This window comes from Apilactobacillus kunkeei (assembly GCF_005930975.1).
GTDB lineage: Bacteria > Bacillota > Bacilli > Lactobacillales > Lactobacillaceae > Apilactobacillus > Apilactobacillus kunkeei_E.
In genome coordinates this window covers 14,005-33,510 of record NZ_VBSE01000042.1, presented here as the reverse complement: position 1 = coordinate 33,510, position 19,506 = coordinate 14,005, and the positions used below count along the sequence as shown (strand labels likewise).

The following is a 19,506-nucleotide window of genomic DNA, read 5'->3' as shown; positions in this document are numbered from 1 at the left end:
CTACATGGACTTTAAAAAGATACAAATCATTTTCTTGATTATCTTTGTAATGATTGATGTCTTCTTATTCTCACTTTTTAGAGAAAATTCACATCTTCAAACTGAAAACAGTAATCAAGGTAGTGATACCGAAATCATTAAGCAAATGCAAAATGATCAAATCACTGTAGCACCTAAACTATCTACAAGTGGTCAAACCGGATACTATCTATCCGCAGTTAATGATGACACTTTAAATAATGATGTAAATAAGTTATCAAATCAAAAAGTAAGTTATGAAAATCACTTTTTAAGAAGTACGTTCAAACGACCAATCGGTCTATATTCTGGTGATTATAGTGACATTTTAGATAAGTTGATGAAGAAGTCCAGCTTCATTTCACATGGCACGGAATATGAATACAATTCTGACTTATCTACCAAGAACAGTGTTGTGTATTCACAAAAAACATCTGACGGATTATTATATGGTACAAAACATGGTCAGGTTACCTTCAACATTAGTAATGATCATCTATTAGAAGGATATACACAGAGTTATATGAATGATGTTAGTATTTTGCGTGAAAAAACTGATATCATTTCACCAGCAAAGGCTTTAGTCTGGTTATACCAATACAACGAAATTCCAGATAATTCAAAAATTAAATGGGTTCGTTTGTACTACACCCAACTACTATCAATTAAGAACAATATTGTTTTAATTCCGACCTGGGTAATTGGATATACCACTTCAGATTCCTCTTCAGTAGTAGTTAAGAGAATCAATGCCTTTAATGGTGCTATCTTGGATAGCAGTAGTGCTACTCAATCGACTACTAATTAGAATTTTAGAAAGAGGATTAAAATGAACAACGAGACAGACGATATGAAAGTTAGTGTTTTATCTAGTGGAAGTGGGGGAAATGTAACCTACATTGAAACTAATCAACATAAAATACTATTAGACGCTGGTTTGAGCGGTGTCAGAATTGAAAAATTGATGAAATCAATCAATCGTTCAATGAAGGATGTCGACATGTTGTTGGTTTCCCATGAACATACTGACCATAGTAAGGCGGTCGGTGTTTTGGCTAGACGTTACCCACAAATTAACGTCTACGCGAACCAACCAACATGGGATGCAATGCATGAAACCATTGGAGAGATTCCAAACGAACAAAAGAATATCTTCCCACCAAATATGGTAATGAACTTTGGTGATATCGATATCGAAAGTTTTGCGGTTTCTCATGATGCTGCGCAAGCGCAATTCTACGATTTTCATCATCACAATAAAAGTTTCGTTGTTCTAACAGATACTGGATATATCTCAGATCACATCTTCGGTGTTATCAATAATGCCAATGCATATGTTTTAGAATGTAACCATGACGTTGAAATGCTTAGAAGTGGGGAATACCCATGGTCATTGAAGCAGCGTATTATGAGTGACGAGGGCCATTTATCTAACGAAGATGGTGCTAACTCATTGATGGAATGTATCGGATATGATACTAAACGCATATTTATTGGGCATAGAAGCCATCACAATAACGTGAAGGAGTTAGCTCATCTAACGGTAGCATCAATGTTAGAAGAAAACGATTTTGGGGTAGGCACCGATTTTGATTTATTAGATACCGACGTTGAAAAGGCATCTAAATTATTTACACTTTAGTTTGATTTAAGATTATTTAATATAATAAGATTAATAAAATTGATAGGGGGAAAACCTTATGAAAAAAAGTGACCGATTTGTTTTAAAAACAGGATTAATTGCTTTAGTGGCTGGACTATTGGGTGGTGGAATCGCCTATGGTGGTGCGAGCTTGTTACAAAGCACTGGCGTCGATGTTGCCGTACCAACTGGTTCTAACGCCGGTGGAACAGCTTCAACATCTAATTTAAAAGTTAACGTGCAATCACAATCAGAAAAGGCATATCAAGCTGTGAAAAATTCAGTTGTTTCTGTAATTAACTTAAAATCAACTAGTTCAAGCTCATTTGATTCGATGCTAGGAAAGAGTTCTAGCAAACTAGAGGCGAACAGTGAAGGTTCTGGTGTGATTTACAAGAAGAGCGGTAACGCTGCTTATATCGTAACTAATAACCACGTTGTTTCCGGAGCCTCAGCAATTCAAGTGCTGTTAAGCAATGGAAAACAATTAGAGGCTAAGGTGGTTGGTACCGATAGTGTGACCGACTTAGCTGTGTTAAAGATTAACGGAAGCATGATTAAATCAGTTGCTTCATTTGGTAATTCCGACAACATTAAGGTGGGTGAAACTTCTCTAGCAATTGGTTCACCATTAGGTTCTGCATATGCATCATCATTAACGCAAGGAATCATTTCAGCTAAGAAACGTGAAGTTCCTTTGACTGGGTCAAATGGCCAAGCTACTGGAAACACCGCCACAGTAATTCAAACTGATACAGCTATCAACCCAGGGAACTCGGGTGGTCCATTGATTAATTTAGCTGGACAAGTTATTGGTATTAACTCAATGAAGTTAGCTTCTGATAGTGAAGGTACTAGTGTTGAAGGAATTGGTTTTGCTATTCCAAGTAACGAAGTGGTTAATATTATTAACCAACTGGTGAAGAACGGAAAGATTGAACGTCCGGCTCTTGGAATTCAATATGTGGATTTAACAAACATTGCCGTTAGCCAACAAAAATCAATTCTAAAATTACCATCATCCGTTGAAAATGGGGTTGTGGTTTACACAGTTACCAAGAATAGTCCTGCTGAAAATGCTGGATTGAAGAAATATGACGTGATTGTTGAACTTGCTGGTAAGAAGATTTCTAGCCAAGACGAAGTTAAGAATATTCTATACAGTCAAAAGCTTGGATCAACAGTAAGCGTTAAGTACTATCGAGACGGAAAACTAAAGACCGGAAGCATTAAGTTGACGGAAAGTACTTCTCAATTGAAAATCAATCAATAACATGCAATAAATTGAAAAAAATTTAAAGTTATGAAAACGCTGACATGCTGGACATTGTCAGCGTTTTAGCGTTTTTAAGGGGTTGTATTTAATTTAAATAAGATGTATAAATTTATATATCGGATTTTAAATTGATATATATAAAGGAGTTTTTCATTATCACTATTTTTGGTTTTAGTGTATGGACATTGCTATTATTCATCCCAGTTGGTATCGTTGCCGGTATCTTAAGTACAGTAACTGGACTAGCTTCACTTGCCTCATACCCAGCGTTATTATATTGGGGTGCTTTAAACCCTATTTCAGCAAATATTACTAATACTTCCGCTTTACTATTTAACGTAGTAAGTTCTGGTATTTCATCCAAGCGCGAATTAGATGGACACTGGAAGGAACTATTTAAAGTTATGACTATCATCTTCTTTGGTGGTATCGTTGGTGTTATTCTATTAACATTCTTACCATCAAAGGACTTTGAATATGCAGTACCTGTATTTATTGCTGCTGCTGGTATTGGTATCTTATTACCAAGTAAGGACACTACTAAGGCACCTACTGCTAAAGTAGTAGAAGAACCAACTATTGGCTCAAAGAAAATGCTTGTAGACTTCGGTATGATTGTTCTATTCTTTGCTATTGGTATCTACGGTAGTTACTTCGGTGCTGCTGCTGGTGTTATCCTATTAGCTGTTCTATCAAGAACAAGTAAAGATCCATTCCCTGTTTACAACGCAATCAGAAACGTGGCCATGGGTTCAGCTAACGTTATCGGTACTATTCTATACTCATTCAAGTATGGTCAACACGGTAGCACCCACATTTACTGGGCACTAGCTATTCCTCTAGGTATTGGTTTCTTAATTGGTGGTTACGTTGGACCTAAGATGGTTCGTGTATTACCAGTTAAGTTAATCAAGATCGTTACTGGTATTTTAGCGCTATACCTAGCTTACACTCAATTCGTGTCAGCTTACGGTATTCACTTATTCTACTTCTTCTAAAGATGAAATTTTTGCACCTATTGTTATTTATAACGGTAGGTGCTTTTTTTATCCTTTTCTTTTATTCGAAAAATGTTAATATGAAATTATGATTTTATTTTAGAAGAAAAAGAGATGAGAAGTCATTACTATTTTAGGTGTAAGTATTTGGATTATTTTATTGTTTATTCCTGTGGGTATCTTGGCAGGAATCTTGGGAACGGTCACTGGGTTATCATCACTAGTATCCTATCCTGCATTGCTATACTTTGCTGGCCTACCAGCCGTTTCTGCAAATGTGGTTAACAAGGCATCACTAATGTTTAATGCCGTCGGATCATGTATCTCTTCCACCCGTGAGCTTAGAGGTCACTGGAAGGAACTATTTAAGATTATGGTTATCATCTTCTTTGGTGGAATTACAGGAGCTATTTTGCTAACTGCGTTACCATCATCTAGTTTTACTCATATTGTGCCATTTTTTATTGCCTTTGGTGGTTTAATGATTTTGCTTCCTGACAAGAAAGAAATTAATGAAAATACTGAGGGTGCGATGAACTTTAATCCTGCAGCCAAAAAAGATACTCCATGGACTTGGTTAAAGAATATCGCCATCATTGTCCTTACATATTTAATTGGTGCATACAGTGGATATTTTGGCGCTGCATCAGGAATTTTATTATTAGTCCTACTAACTAGAACTACATATAACGAATACACTGTAAGCAACGCAATTAGAAATGTTGCGATGGGAGCTGCAAATATTGTTGCTACTGTCTACTATTCACTTTTTTCCCATGTTGTTTGGATCTTGGTTTTACCGCTGGGAATTGGCTTTTTCATTGGTGGATATATTGGACCTAAGATTGTGCGTGTGCTACCAGTTAAATTCATTAAGATTGCGACTGGAATTTTGGCTTTGATTTTAGCTTATACTCAATTTGTTTCAGCTTATCATATCCACTTCCTATAAAAAGAGCGAAAAAAGTTCGCTCTTTTTTTGTGCCTAAAATGTGAGTAATTTTAGAAAAGTTAAAATTGATAATTAAAGACTATTTATATTTATAAGTAAAAAAAGAAAATTACTTTATGCACGATTCAATCTTCTTGCTATTAGTTAATACTAAGTTTATCCATTACGTTTTTTGTGATTATGCCGTACAAGACTGAAAATTAAAATTAAGAGTTAAATGATAAAAGGTGATGTTGCAATGTTTCAGTCCTGTAATTATTAATTAAAACTTAACTGAATTATAACTACAAATTATGTAAAAGTGGTGCTACAATACAAAATTGTTCCTCAAGTGATGCACACAGATGATCATTTTTGTGGAGTTTACATCTTTATAATCTCTATATTTAATATATTGATTTAATTACCATTCTTATTTTTTCTAGAACGCGCGATGAAAAAATTCGGTGGACGAATGGTAGTTGAATGATGAATCAGTATGTTGTTTATATCGAAAATGCATATTGTTATGGGTTGTATGTAAAATACATGAACCTAAAACAATTTAAGCAATCTAAATAATGCACTTTTCGTTGATTACTTCTTAATTGGAATAAATAGTCTAACTTGAGAGACTATTTCTCATCAATAACTTTGCGATGGATATCTAGCAACAATGATTTGGTAGGATTATTGTGATGCTTTTATCTATTAGCATTGCTCCTTTTATTGGTTGAGGTGGATCCATTAGGACACATAGTGTTTAGCTATTATTTATTATTTTTGATTCATATGATTATGTACTGTTTTGTGTGATGGTAGACACACATGATAGTAAATTCCCCCAATCATTTATTAAGTTATGTTTCATAACGTACACGTAAGCTTTAATAATGACAGTTTCGTATGAATTTCATTTTTAAAAGTTGTTGAACCTTCTCTAGTATTTAGATGCTGCATTTAAAGATGTATTTAAGTGGCAATTCTTTTATTAAGATGTAATGGTCAAAAAGCAATTGGTAGTTATTTCGAGAATTTAAGCAATCGGTGATGCATCTCCGTCACGCAGATTTATCCCAAAATCGTAATACTTTTCATTCCTTATAATAAAAGCATTCTCGATTATGATTATTATTCAGATCATTATTATATTGCACTAAAAAAAGCTTATCCTTAACGGGATAAGCTTTTTTATTTATTCTTTACCAGTGTGAAAAGAATCCATTAGCACCAAAGAAACGGCAAGTACTTGGGACGAACCAGTTGTAAATACCAGTAACCCATTTGTCGATACAATTGAATAATCCATAACTTCTGTTTGAATAAACAGGATGGCACCAATTCCAACTCCAAATCCATCCACATCCCCATTTGTGAGGTCTGCAGTTGTTATTTGGTTGTTGGTTGTTGTTGTTATTGTCGTTATTTGGTTGTTGGTTATTGTCATTGTTGTTGTTATTATCGTTTGGTTTTGCATTGTCATATTTAACGTCTGCATTACCACCAAATGAAACAGCAGCAGTTACTGAAGAATTAGCATTGTTTTCAGTTCCTTGACCTGAAACAGCAACAGTGTTTTTGTAAACATCACCATCAGGATTTCCATTAGCATCAGTATCATAAGTTAGGTTGATACCGTTGTTGAATGCACCAGCAAAGCTAAATTCTAGGTTGTTGTTTACTTGATTTACAGTGATAGCAGGAACTGCCTTATTATCAGGGATGAAGTTGTTGTTTTCGTCCCAGTAACCAGAAGTTGCCTTGACGCTACCCGCAACGTATTTTTGGTTATTTCCTAGTGAATCAGTCAATTTAACATCTTTAAGATCCTTATGTTCAGGATTCATAGCAACATTCCAAGTTACTTGTTTATGATCATCTTTTTTAAACCAACCAGTTTTATTAACAAACCAATTTTTGCTTGTATGATCGATGTTTTTACCAGATACGTTCAAGTTGATGTCACCTTGGCGGTTAATCTTCTTATCCATCAAGCTACTGTTGAAAGTAAGAGTTGCGGTAGAGCTGTTGACGTTAACAGTTCCTACAGCAACGTTGTCGGTATTGTAAGCTGGGAAACTGTTAGCTCCATCAACTCTAACGTTTTGAGGGATGCTTAATTGAATACTGTCGTTTTCCTTAACACCAACGTTATCTCCCATGTTCCAATGGTATTTCAACTTATATTGTGTATAATAATCCAAATTATTTTGACTAGTTACATCTTTACCTTGGCTGTCTGAAACTTGATATGAGGAATTGATTTGATTTGTAATGTCATCGGCATGAGCTGATACATTAAAAAAGAACAATCCCAAACAAGCAAAGACAAGTAGGCTAATTACTTTCTTTACCATAATCCTCATCACTCCGTTCAATGTTCTGTCTTGTCCCATTTGAGTTCACCAACCATGATTTTATAAAGACTCACAATTGGAATGAAGAAGGTGATAACGTTAACCACAAAATAATATAAAGTATTGATGAAGGCTCTCCATATCGATAGATGCATTTTAGGATTTTCACGATTTTTAAAATACCAATTAATGTACCTTTGATACGAAATAGTAGCCAGAAAAGTTATTACTATCCAGATAAATAAAAGAGACATCAGCGTATAATCTACGGAATGGTAAGTAAAGAGTGTATATATTTGTCGATAAAGCACATAAATATTAATGATATTAACAAATATATATAAAAACGGTATTACCATATCGATTGTTAAATCGATTTTTAATCCAATTTGAATATACTTGCTTCTATAAAGATCTCCTAAGTATTTAAAGCATTGCAGACCGCCTGTACACCAACGAATTCTTTGCCTTATATACTTATACATACTACTCACTGCTTGTTGTCTGACGATAACATGATCATTAAAGATACTAGTGTACCCTTTAATCCACCCTCTAAGGGTAAACTCCATATCTTCTAAGAGGGCATTACCCCAGCCCACATTCTTGGCCATGTCAAGACTCACAAATTGACCATTCCCCGAGGCAATTCCATCGCCTAAATTGTCACGGGTGATTTGTGCTTTACGGTTCATTCCGCAAAACTCAACATCTTGAGCAATTTCTAGAGCATTGTTAATGTTAATCATTTTCACGGCTGATTGAACCATTCCGAGACCAGGATTTTCTTGAAAGTCAAAAATAGCGGTTTCGATGTCGACGGAACTAATTCGACCATCTGCATCAATGATTAAGATAATATTCTCAGCAGCCTCACTTTTATGTTGTTCAACGAAGTTTGTTGCGAAATTTAATACTGAACCTTTACCTGTATGGGCAATGTCAGACGTGGTTTGAATCACAATTTCTTTTTTTGATTGAACAATTGCAAAAGTGTCGTCATTGGATTGATCATCGACTACTAAAATATGACCGGTGATGTTTGGATTGAGCTTATCAATCTCGTTTCTTAGTGAAACAACGGTATCACCAATTACAGATTCTTCGTTCAATGCTGGAATTACAATCCACAAACAGTATCTAGATACAATATTAATTTTTCTTTTCTCGCGTTTATAATGTTTTGAATGATTAACCAATAGAAATAGTACTTGTAATATATACAAAATATAAAAAATCACGGATATTACAAATAGAATTTTCACTTTATCTACCTCCATTTTAGGGACAAGATAACTTCATTATATTCAGAAGTTTATAAATGTCTTGTCTAGCCTAAATGCATAGGTAGTTCACGATGACACCGTGTCTCCACTAGGATTGAGCACTTTTATATTTTTTGACTATATGTCATGTTCATGTGATTGGTATTTCTTTTACATAAACTTATGTAAAAAAGAAAAAAATTTACTTATTTTTTTGACTTTGAGTATAATTATTCAGCTTCTACATTGATGATTTTTTGTTGGTCGAAGTCGTATAGGCCCTGATCAGTTAATTTTAATGTTGGAATGACAGGAAGTGTTAGGAAAGATAAAGTGATAAAAGGATCGAAGTCAACGCCATCACTGATTTCTTTAAATGCAGATTCGATTTCTTCTAGTTCGTGACTAGCTGATTGCCAGGACTTATCAGACATTAGTCCAGCGACTGGTAGTGGCATGGTTGCTAAAGTCTTTTCTTCATCAACGACGGCGATACCTCCTTTTGATGCAGTTACTTCTTGAATGGCTCTATAAATAGCCTCCTTTGTGGTTCCAACAGCTACTATGTTATGTGAATCGTGAGCTACTGTTGTGGCGATTGCACCGTTTTTAATGTTAAAACCATGAACTAATGCTAATCCGTATGTACCTAATTGATGATGACGTTCGGCATCAACCATTAATAGGACGTCGTTTTTTAAATCAGTTTTGAAATAGCCATCTTCGACAGGAACGTCTTGAATTGAATGGGTAGTTTCAATGTGATTAGCAATAACTCCCATTACGTGGCATTTGTTTGAGTTTAAAGGTAGTTTTAAATCATCAACCGATAGATTTTGGTGGACACAGTTTTCGTCGAAATCCATAGGAGTGGTATTAAAACTGTCTTCGGTCATGACTTCCCCGTTTTTGATGACAGTCTTAACGTCAACCTGGTCTAGGTGGTCAACGATGACTAAATCAGCTTGATAGTTTTCTTTGATGGCCCCTAACTTATCTAGTTTGTGAGCAATTGCAGCGTTGTAGCTGGCCATTTTGTATGCTGTTTCAGGTTTTAGGCCGTATTGAATTGCTAACTTGATATTGAAGTTGATGCTACCTTCTTTAATGATGGTAGTGATGAATTTGTCATCAGTACAGAAGGAAAAACGGTCAGCATTTTCTTCATTTACTGCTTGGATTGTGTTTTGCAAATCTCTTTCGACGGTTCCTTCTCTTAAGAAGACATTCATTCCTGCAGTAAGTCGGTCTTTCATTTGATCTAGACTAACTGATTCATGATCGGTGGTAATACCATTTTCGCGGTATTCTTTTAGTTGGTCTAAGGATAATCCGGCACCATGACCATCAATTTGATATCCGTGGTCTAAGGCATCCTTTAGTTTTGCAATCATGTCCTTATCTTTATTATGTACAGCTGGATAGTCCATTACTTCGGCTAAACCGATAACGGATTCTTCATTATATAGGGGATGCAAGTCTTTGGCTGTTAAAGTAGCACCATTATGTTCGAAGCTGGTTGCGGGAACTGATGAAGGTAACATTACTAGGACTTCTAGTGGTGTTTGTTTAGCATCTTCAATCATGTATTTTATTCCATCTGCACCGGAAACATTCGCAATTTCATGTGGATCTACGACAATAGATGTAACTCCCATAGGAACTAAAACTTTACCTAATTCTGATGGAGTAACCAGTGAGCTTTCGATGTGAACATGAGAATCGATAAAACCAGGAACCACAAATTGGTTATTAGCATCTATGATTTCTTTAGCCTTAAGGTCTGGATGATTTCCTAAAGCAATAATCTTGCCATTATTAATGAAAATATCATTAATTTCGAAGCTGTTTGTGAATACATTTAAAACTTTTCCATTTTGAACAAGTAAATCAATTGTTTGCATTTTTCCACCCCAACATTTATTTAATTTTGATTAAAATTATCAAGTATTATGAAACATTAATGAATGAAAGTCAAATCTATTTTAATGTTCGGAAAAACACTGAAACATTAAGCCGTTGGTAGATATATTTTCTATAGATGATAGAGTAATTTTTCAGTAGTACCTAAAAAAATGTTTAAAAAGGGGTAAATGTAGTGTACAATTATATTGTTCTTAAAAATAGAAAGGGTGAAGAACTTTGAGTGAAAACGTTTCACATGAAAAAAAGGGCTTCGTTGAATATGCCAACGGTCCTTCACTAGAAGAAATTAACGGTGGAATTAAAGTTCCGAAGGACTGGGGATTCTGGAAGACTTTATTTGCCTACTCAGGACCTGGTGCATTAGTAGCGGTTGGTTACATGGATCCAGGTAACTGGGCTACTTCAATTACAGGGGGTCAAAACTTTGGTTACCTATTGATGTCTGTTATCTTAATTTCAAGTTTGATTGCGATGTTACTTCAATACATGGCAGCTAAACTTGGAATCGTGAGTCAGATGGATTTAGCACAAGCCATTCGTTCAAGAACCTCAAAGACATTGGGTGTTGTTTTATGGATTATGACTGAATTAGCAATCATGGCTACTGATATCGCCGAAGTTATCGGTGGAGCTATTGCTCTTTATCTTTTATTCCACATTCCTTTAATCTTAGCGGTATTCCTTACCGTATTTGATGTTTTATTATTGCTATTATTGACTAAAGTGGGATTCAGAAAGATTGAAGCAATTGTTGTTTGTTTAATTCTTGTTATCTTAGTAGTATTCATCTATGAAGTTGTACTATCTAATCCAGATTGGTTTGGTGCAATTAAAGGATTAGTACCAACTCAACGTACTTTTGCTAGTGACCATCCTGTTGCAGGTATGACTCCACTATCAGGTGCTTTAGGTATTATTGGGGCAACTGTTATGCCACATAACTTATACCTACATTCAGCCATTGCTCAAACTAGATCTATTGACCATAACGATGAAGAAGATGTTGCAAGAACTGTTCGTTTTGCTACTTGGGATTCAAATATCCAATTAACATTCGCATTCTTCGTTAACGCTTTACTATTAATCATGGGTGTGGCCGTATTTAAGACTGGTGCTGTTCAAGATACATCATTCTTCGGTCTATTTGATGCTTTAAACAATACTAAGATGCTATCAAACCCAATTCTAATTGGTGTTGCTAAGTCAGGTATTTTATCAACATTATTTGCTGTTGCATTACTTGCTTCAGGTCAAAACTCAACCATTACTGGTACTTTATCAGGACAAGTTATCATGGAAGGTTTCGTTAACTTAAAGGTTCCTCTATGGGCTCGTCGTTTAATTACTCGTTTAATCTCTGTTGTTCCAGTGCTTATCTGTGTGCTATTAACCGCAGGTGAATCAACACTAAAACAACATGCTGCAATCAATGATTTGATTGAAAACTCACAAATTTTCTTAGCATTCGCATTACCATTCTCAATGCTTCCATTGTTAATGATGACCAATAGTGCTCAAGAAATGGGTAGTCGTTTCAAGAATACTCTATGGGTTAAGATTTTAGGTTGGATTTCAGTTATTGTTCTTATTTACTTAAACGCAATTAACATGCAACCTGCTGTCGCTGGTTTCTTCAGTGACAATCCAACTGCTGCTCAAAATGCAGAAGCTGGTGTAATTGCTAACATCATTAACGTTGTTATCATTCTTCTACTAATCTGGACATTAGTTGAACTATACTTAGGTAACAGACGTTTAAGAAACAGAGAAGACTAAAATAAAAAATTCAAGAATAGAAGGCGAAAATTATGCAAAACATGGACGTCGAAATTAATTTCAAGAATATTTTAGTTGCTGTCGATGATTCAGATGATGCTTTATTAGCTTTCAAGTACGCTATTTCACGTGCTAAATCAGAAGGTGCAAAGCTAACCATCGTTTCAGTACTAGAAGACGAAGAAATCAATGTTTTCCAATCATTATCAGGACAATTTGTTCATGGTAAGTATGAAGATTTAGAAAAACATTTAGAAAAATACAAACAAACTGCTGAATCGGCCGGTGTAGCTGATGTTGATGTTATCGCATCAACCGGTGAAGCTGGGGAAACCATCATTAAAGATGTTCTTCCTAAGGTTAATCCAGATTTATTGATTGTAGGATCAGAATCAAGAAAAGGATTAGCTCGTCATTTTGGTAGTCAAGCTGCCTATATGGCAAAATATTCACCAGTATCAGTTATGGTGATTAGATAAAAACTATTGATTAATTACTCACTCCGAAAAAGGACTCAAGATAATATCTTGGGTCCTTTTTTTTGCATAAAATAAAAATCCATAGGTTATCCTATGGATTTTTTTATTTATGCAACATCTAAAACAGTGTTATCTTGTTTATATTGTTCTTTTACGAATTCATAGAACTTAGCTAGAGTAATGTAATAGTATGGGTAGACGTATAGTCCAACGATTCCATAAGTGATGGCAACTAGAATGTTCCATCCAATAAAGGATAATTGAAGGACAAACATGTCAGACTTGTATCCATACATCATTTTATTACTTAAAGTGATTGCTTCATATGCACTTACCGGTTTGTTGTCTAAAAAGGCATCACGGTAAATCCAAAGAGCTTGTGAATAAGCTAAAGTTTTAATAATTAAGAATACAGAAGTAGCAATAATTCCGATTGATCCAATCAATGCACCAACCACTGGGACCAAAAATAGTAGACTGAAAACGATTGATGGAACGATTAACCATAAACCAAGAATAATAATTCTTAGAATAAATACCCAGACAGTTCCCCAGAATAAACGTTGGTTATCAATGAAAGTTAAGGATTTTCTAAGTGGGTTTTGGAAGTCTGTTTTACCTCTTAATACGTTAAAAACGGTGTAGAATGCACCCATTAAAAAGATTCCAGCTAAAATGCTAAATACAATGATAGATGTGGAAGTAGTAAGGATATCAGTATTACTTAATTTTATTGATCCATCAGTACTTAAAATATCATTTAATCTACTTTGATTATTTACAATTGAAGAAGCAATTTCTATTAATAAAAATGGTAGAAATAAGATGAAGAAAAAACGTTGGTTTTCACGGAGCAGTGATTTTGCCTCTTGCTTTTGTTCTTGACGATTGTACATAATAATCCTCCTGTTTGTATAGTGCTTTAATTATAACAAAAAAACCCAATCGAATATATCTGACCGGGTTTTAATTTTTCGTTAATAATGATTTAAATGTTCTTCCAAGTATCGTGACCAATTGAAGGGAATAGGTGAACATTTCTTTCAATTTCAAGTGGGGTCATCTTCATGTTAATGGCAGGAACAATCATGTCAACTGCGTTATCAGCTTGATCTGAGATTTCAGTAAAACCAACTAAGCGATGTTCTTTGTCAAAAATGTAGGCATTCTTAACAACAGGTTCCTTAGTGATTTGTCTAAACCATGTGTTAGTTGCATCATGTTCTTCAACAGTGTATTCATCACTAGCGTTTGCTTCATCAACACTAACACCCATTTGACTGATACGAGGTGAAGTGAATACCACTGATGGAATTGCTGGAAAATCGATTGGTTGATCTGTTTCACCGGCAAATAAATGCTTTAGATATTGTGATTCGAATGTTGCCGTTGGAGTTAGATTTGGTTGACCTGTAGCAGCAACGTCACCTGAAGCGTAGATGTTTTCAACTGATGTTTGTAGGTATTCGTTAACTAGGACACCTTTCTTATCATCGTATTTAACACCCACTTCGTCTAGTCCCATGTTGTGGACCATTGGAACACGACCAGAAGCGTCTAGAATGTAGTCAACAGTTAGTTGTTGGTTGTCAGCGTAAGTAACAGTGTATTCGTCACCATCTTGGCTGAATGAACGCAAACCAGCGTTTTCAACAAATTTGATGCCTGATGCTTTCATTTCGTCCATTAGGATTTTTACGTATGGTTGGTAGAAAGGACGTAATGCCTTGTCGCTGTGCATGAACATAGTAACATCAGCACCTGCTTCGTTAGCCATAGTAGCAAATTCCATGGCAATGTAACCAGTACCAACAATTGCCATACGCTTTGGCATGTCTTCTAGTTCCATGAAGTCTCTTGAATCATGTGATAATTCAGTTCCTTCAATTTCAACTTTATGAGGTGTTAAACCTGTTGCGATAACGATTTTATCAGAAGTTACGTGTTCACCATTAATTTCTAGTGTGTGAGCGTCAGTAAATTTAGCGAAGCCATGGATAACATCCATACCTAAGCTTTTCATAGTTGCTTCACGATCTACCTTGATTGGTAGGATACCTTCTCGTTTGTGCTTGATGTTTTCTTTCCAGTTTAGCTTAGTGTCACCTTCAACGATGTCTTTCATACGTCTTTGGGTCTTAGCTAGAGTAACTGGTCCATCAAGTGAGATCTTGGCGTTACAACCCCAGTTAGGGCAAGTACCACCCACGGCGATTGCTTCTACGAACGCAATCTTGAAACCTTGTTTGCACAAAGTTTTAGCACCGTCGAATGCAGCGTGTCCTGATCCGATGTAAACAACATCGTAATCAAAGTTAGGATTTTTCATGTTATAGCCTCCGTATTTATTACGTTAATTATTTTTATCTATATTAATTAATGTACAATATTGTAGTGTTTCAAACAAATATATTGACTCGTTTTAAATTATTTTTCAACAATAAAAAAACCACCCATTTGGGTGGTTTTTGCTTAATATTTTATAGATGTTGCCAAGCGTCACTACCAATAGTAGGGAACAAGTGGACAATCTTATTAATTTGGGCTTTGTCTAATTTTAGAGCAACGGCAGGTAGGATTGAATCAATTACGCTATCTGCTTCATCAGAGACTTCTGTAGCACCAACTAAATGGTGTTCTTTATCAAAGATGTATGCACGTTTAGCGATTTTTTCATTGGTAATTGAACGATACCAATCAGCAGTCATATCGTGTTCTTCGACAGTGTAGTCATCACTGTTCTTAGCTTCTTCAACTGAAACACCTACTTGAGCAATACGAGGTGAAGTAAATACAACTGAAGGAATAGCAGGGAATTCAATTGCATCCTTGGTTGCACCTGAGAATAAGCTTGTTAGATATTGTGATTCAAAGATAGCTGTTGGAGTTAATTTTGGTTGACCAGTTGCAGCAACGTCACCGGAAGCGTAAATGCTATCAACTGATGTTTGTAGATGATCGTTTACTTCAATACCGCTCTTCTTATCGTACTTAACACCAACTTCGTCTAAACCAATGTTTTCGACATTTGGAATACGACCAGTTGCATCTAAGATGTAGTCAGTGAAGACTTGACGGTCATTTGATAGTTCAATGGTAGTCTTGCATTTTTCTTCATGGAATTCTTTAACTTCTGCATTTTCAACAAAGGTAACACCTTTTTCCTTTAAGTCGTTAACTACAGAATCAACGTATTCTCCATTGAAACCACGAAGTGCACGATCACCATGCATGATAACAGTAACTTCTGAACCAGCGGCATTAGCAATAGATGCAAATTCCATTGCAATGTATCCGGCACCGATAATAGCGATGTGAACAGGAAGTTCGTCAATGTTTAAGAAGTCCTTAGAGTCATGTGCCATTTCCTTACCAGGAACATCTAATCTGTGTGGACGTAAACCAGTAGCGATGACAATCTTATCAGCAGTGTAAGACTTACCATCAACATCAACAGTATGAGGGTCAGATAACTTACCATAGCCATTAATAACATCAATACCAAAAGCTTCTAGACCACCCTTGATGGCACCAGAAATACCATCGATTACTTTATGTTTGTTTAACATATTTTGGGTCCAGTCAATGCTTAATTCACCCTTAATGATGTTTTGTAGACGTTTTTGAGTTTCTAAAACTTGTGCTGGTAAATCTAAAGCGATTTTAGCGTTACAACCCCAGTTGGGACATGTACCACCAATTTTATCGCCTTCAACGACAGCAACTTTGTAACCTTTTGCAGCTAATGGCATGGCACCGTCAAAAGTACCATGTCCAGCACCGATGTATAATACATCATAGTCAAAATTTTCAGCCATAATTATCAAGTCCTTTTTTCAATTATTATGAATTACTAATTTATAAGATAAACTCATGTATTGTGTAATTCAATTAATTTGCCTCAAATTATATAGTGTAAGACATAACAAAATTTATGTATTTTATAAAAAAATAATAATAAAAGTACTGTAAAAATAATAAAAGTAGTATATAATTGCTTTGTGAATAAATAAACAAAAGATGAAAAGAGGATGTTACTATGACTCAAAAAGTTGCATTTGTTACAGGTGCCGGTCAAGGTATCGGTAAAGCAATCGCTGAAAGATTAGCTCAAGACGGTTTTGCAGTTGCAGTTGTTAACCGTACTGCTGAAAAAGGTGAAGCGGTAGCAAAAGAAATTAACGCAAATGGTGGTAAGGCAATTGCTGTTCAAGCAGACGTTGCTGACAGAGACCAAGTATTTGCTGCAGTTGAAGAAACTGTAAAACAATTGGGTGACCTAAACGTTGTTGTTAACAACGCCGGTGTAGGTCCTACTACTCCAGTTGAAACTATTACTCCAGAACAATTCAACAATGTATACAACATTAACGTTGCATCAGTTATCTGGGGAACTCAAGCAGCCAAGGCTAAGTTCAACGAACTAGGTCATGGTGGTAAGATCATCAACGCTACTTCTCAAGCTGGTGTTGTTGGTAACCCTAACTTAACTCTATACGGTAGCACTAAGTTCGCTATTCGTGGTATCACTCAAACCACTGCTCGTGATTTAGCTGGTGAAGGTATCACTGTAAATGCATTTGCTCCTGGTATTGTTAAGACTCCAATGATGATGGACATTGCCCATGAAGTTGGTCAAAACGCTGGTAAGGATGACGAATGGGGTATGCAACAATTCTCTAAGGATATCGCATTAGGTCGTTTAGCTGAATCAGAAGACATTGCTGCAGGTGTTTCATTCCTAGCAGGTAAAGATTCAGACTACATGACTGGTCAAACATTAATTCTAGATGGTGGTATGCAATTCCACTAAAATCATATCTTGGATATGAAAAAAGCCGTAGCTTATGCTATGGCTTTTATTATGTATAAAAGTTCTAAAAAAAGAGCCGCTTCAATTAAGAAGCGGCTCTTTTTTTGTGAGATATACAAAAACAAACTTTTATTCTTTAACAAAAAAGTACCCCAAAGATAAAATCTTCAAAGTACTTTAGTTAGTGAGCTGTGATGCTTTGAACACCATCTTCTCAGCAAAGGACTGAGTGCTTTTACCTTAAGCTAACAGCTCAAAATATTAAGTTTGTCTGTGAGATGTAACCTCAAGCGACATATAATATTAAACCATATCTATTTATTTTATGCAACATTTTTTTGAGAAAAAATTGAAAATTAGCTATAATTTTATCAAAAGATGAAAAACTAGGAGGGATTGGATGCTAGTGATCGGAATGATTATCATGGTAATTGTATTATTTATTATTTCTACATTATCCACTGTGTTAGTAATTTCTTTAAAAAACAAGCGTAAAAAAGACGACAAAGACTAATATGACGGTCTTTTGCTAGTTGATATAAAAAATATTTATAATGAACTTATCCTTTGACTATATCTTTAAATGTGTTTTATAGTACTTATCGTGTTTTAAATTAAGCAATAATTATTTTTAATATCAAATAGGAGGATTCATAATGGGAGTATTTATTAACTCAATCCAAAGTGTCCTTGTTGTTGTTCTAATTATGTTATTAGGATATGTATTAAGAAAAACCGGTTGGTTTGCAGATACATTCAGCAAGAACATTTCTAAATTAATCAAAAACATCGCCCTACCAGCTTCAATTTTCGTAGCGGTGTTAAGTCGTCTAACTAGAGGTAAGCTTGTAAGTTTCGGTAGCTACCTAATCTGGGGTGTTATCTCAGTTGTTATCGGTTACCTAATTGCATTTGCACTAGTTAAAATCATGAAGGTTAGACCAGGTCGTCGTGGTGTATTTATTAACGCTATTGTTAATGCCAACACTATCTTCATTGGTTTACCATTGAACATCGCCTTATTCGGTGATAAGTCAATGACTTACTTCTTGGTATACTACATCATTAACACTGTTTCTACTTGGGCATTTGGTGTCTTCTTAATCAGTAATGATGATCCTACTAAGTCAGGTCAACCAAAAGAACACCACAAGATTAACTGGAAACAAGTTATTCCAATGCCACTTGTTGGTTTCTTGGTTGCATTAGTATTCTTACTACTAAACATTCCAGTACTAAAGGTACCTTTCTTATCACAAACACTATCATACGTTGGTAGTTTAGTTACTCCACTATCACTAATCTACATTGGTATTGTATTAGCTGATGCTGGTCTAAAGAGTATCTCATTCGACCGTGATACTGTTGTTGCATTATTAGGTCGTTTCGTATTGGCTCCAGTTGTTATGATTGCTATCCTAACTGCTGCTGCTCATGGTGGTGTATCACTACCAACAATGTTTAGCCAAACTATGATTGTTCAATCAGCTACTCCAATGCTAGCTGTATTACCAATCCTAGCTGCTGAATCACACGGGGATGTTAAGTACGCTACAAACATTGTAACTACTTCAACTGTATTGTTCATCGTTGTTATTCCTATCTTGATGACAATCGTTCAATACATCTAATAAATATAAGAAACGTTGGAATTATTCCAACGTTTTTTTATTACATATAACAAAATTGACAAGTGCGGGCAGTTAGCCTAAACTTTAGATAAATTAAATGCGGAAGCAAAGAAGGAAATTCATATGTTTGAAAAGATTTGTTACACATTAATGATAATCGCCGTTATTATTATAGCCATAGTATATTTTGTATGTTATTAAAAATAAGAGGAGCTGACGTTTGTCAGCTCCTTTTTTATTAATAGGAAAAAATCTTATAGTGCCGATCCGTTAAAAAGGTTCGGCTTTTTTTGTGCGCAAAATATAAGCATAAGAATAATTAATGGACCAATTAATCAGAAACTTAAATGTATAAAAAATGAATTATATCTTTATAAAGACTTAACTAAAAAGT

Annotated in this window: 15 protein-coding genes; 9 read left to right on the top strand and 6 right to left on the bottom strand. The window is 35.2% G+C overall.

The window, feature by feature from the left end:
* The first annotated feature begins 4 nt into the window (after positions 1-4).
* The 5 genes from FD688_RS05420 to FD688_RS05400 all read left to right on the top strand — a co-directional run bounded on the left by FD688_RS05420 (position 5) and on the right by FD688_RS05400 (position 4,886).
* Positions 5-826 carry a two-component system regulatory protein YycI gene (locus tag FD688_RS05420; protein ID WP_138742120.1) on the top strand — a complete coding sequence of 274 codons (822 nt, stop codon included), beginning with the start codon at positions 5-7 and terminating at the stop codon, positions 824-826.
* A gap of 21 nt (positions 827-847) precedes the next feature.
* Entirely contained in the window at positions 848-1,660 is an 813-nt protein-coding gene (locus FD688_RS05415; protein ID WP_138742119.1) for an MBL fold metallo-hydrolase, read from the top strand.
* A gap of 58 nt (positions 1,661-1,718) precedes the next feature.
* On the top strand, positions 1,719-2,933 hold the full coding sequence (locus FD688_RS05410) for a S1C family serine protease (protein WP_054449508.1): 1,215 nt from the start codon (positions 1,719-1,721) through the stop codon (positions 2,931-2,933).
* A gap of 188 nt (positions 2,934-3,121) precedes the next feature.
* On the top strand, positions 3,122-3,934 hold the full coding sequence (locus FD688_RS05405) for a sulfite exporter TauE/SafE family protein (RefSeq protein ID WP_053794932.1): 813 nt from the start codon (positions 3,122-3,124) through the stop codon (positions 3,932-3,934).
* 160 nt (positions 3,935-4,094) lie between these two features.
* The gene (locus FD688_RS05400; RefSeq protein WP_053794931.1) at positions 4,095-4,886 is read left to right on the top strand and encodes a sulfite exporter TauE/SafE family protein; all 792 of its coding nucleotides are present in this window, start codon (positions 4,095-4,097) and stop codon (positions 4,884-4,886) included.
* Positions 4,887-6,067: 1,181 nt separating this feature from the next.
* Here the strand turns inward: FD688_RS05400 and FD688_RS05395 are convergent.
* The 3 genes from FD688_RS05395 to ade form a co-directional block, all read right to left on the bottom strand.
* Positions 6,068-7,261, bottom strand: coding sequence for a collagen binding domain-containing protein (locus FD688_RS05395; RefSeq protein WP_138742117.1), 1,194 nt, complete (start codon positions 7,259-7,261; stop codon positions 6,068-6,070).
* Positions 7,240-8,487, bottom strand: a complete 1,248-nt coding sequence (locus FD688_RS05390; protein ID WP_190242919.1) for a glycosyltransferase family 2 protein — start codon at positions 8,485-8,487, stop codon at positions 7,240-7,242. The genes FD688_RS05395 and FD688_RS05390 overlap by 22 nt, the downstream gene beginning before the upstream one ends.
* 230 nt (positions 8,488-8,717) lie before the next feature.
* Complete coding sequence (ade, locus tag FD688_RS05385; RefSeq protein ID WP_138742115.1) at positions 8,718-10,391, bottom strand: adenine deaminase; 1,674 nt, start codon at positions 10,389-10,391, stop codon at positions 8,718-8,720.
* Between the two features lie 238 nt (positions 10,392-10,629).
* Between ade and FD688_RS05380 the strand changes: the two genes are divergently transcribed.
* Both FD688_RS05380 and FD688_RS05375 read left to right on the top strand, forming a co-directional pair.
* Positions 10,630-12,189: an Nramp family divalent metal transporter gene (locus FD688_RS05380; RefSeq protein ID WP_138742114.1), complete on the top strand. Its 1,560-nt coding sequence runs from the start codon at positions 10,630-10,632 to the stop codon at positions 12,187-12,189.
* Between the two features lie 32 nt (positions 12,190-12,221).
* The gene (locus tag FD688_RS05375; RefSeq protein ID WP_053794956.1) at positions 12,222-12,668 is read left to right on the top strand and encodes a universal stress protein; all 447 of its coding nucleotides are present in this window, start codon (positions 12,222-12,224) and stop codon (positions 12,666-12,668) included.
* A 107-nt stretch (positions 12,669-12,775) separates the two neighbouring features.
* Here FD688_RS05375 and FD688_RS05370 read toward each other — a convergent pair whose 3' ends face one another.
* The 3 genes from FD688_RS05370 to FD688_RS05360 form a co-directional block, all read right to left on the bottom strand.
* A complete protein-coding gene (locus FD688_RS05370; protein ID WP_138742113.1) occupies positions 12,776-13,564 on the bottom strand; it encodes a DUF975 family protein in 789 nt (262 codons plus the stop codon).
* Between the two features lie 92 nt (positions 13,565-13,656).
* Entirely contained in the window at positions 13,657-14,997 is a 1,341-nt protein-coding gene (locus tag FD688_RS05365) for a dihydrolipoyl dehydrogenase family protein (RefSeq protein WP_138742112.1), read from the bottom strand.
* A gap of 151 nt (positions 14,998-15,148) precedes the next feature.
* A complete protein-coding gene (locus tag FD688_RS05360; protein ID WP_138742111.1) occupies positions 15,149-16,486 on the bottom strand; it encodes a dihydrolipoyl dehydrogenase family protein in 1,338 nt (445 codons plus the stop codon).
* Between the two features lie 221 nt (positions 16,487-16,707).
* Between FD688_RS05360 and FD688_RS05355 the strand changes: the two genes are divergently transcribed.
* Both FD688_RS05355 and FD688_RS05350 read left to right on the top strand, forming a co-directional pair.
* The gene (locus FD688_RS05355) at positions 16,708-17,481 is read left to right on the top strand and encodes a (S)-acetoin forming diacetyl reductase (protein ID WP_054604445.1); all 774 of its coding nucleotides are present in this window, start codon (positions 16,708-16,710) and stop codon (positions 17,479-17,481) included.
* A 656-nt stretch (positions 17,482-18,137) separates the two neighbouring features.
* The gene (locus FD688_RS05350; protein ID WP_054604446.1) at positions 18,138-19,112 is read left to right on the top strand and encodes an AEC family transporter; all 975 of its coding nucleotides are present in this window, start codon (positions 18,138-18,140) and stop codon (positions 19,110-19,112) included.
* Positions 19,113-19,506 lie beyond the last annotated feature (394 nt).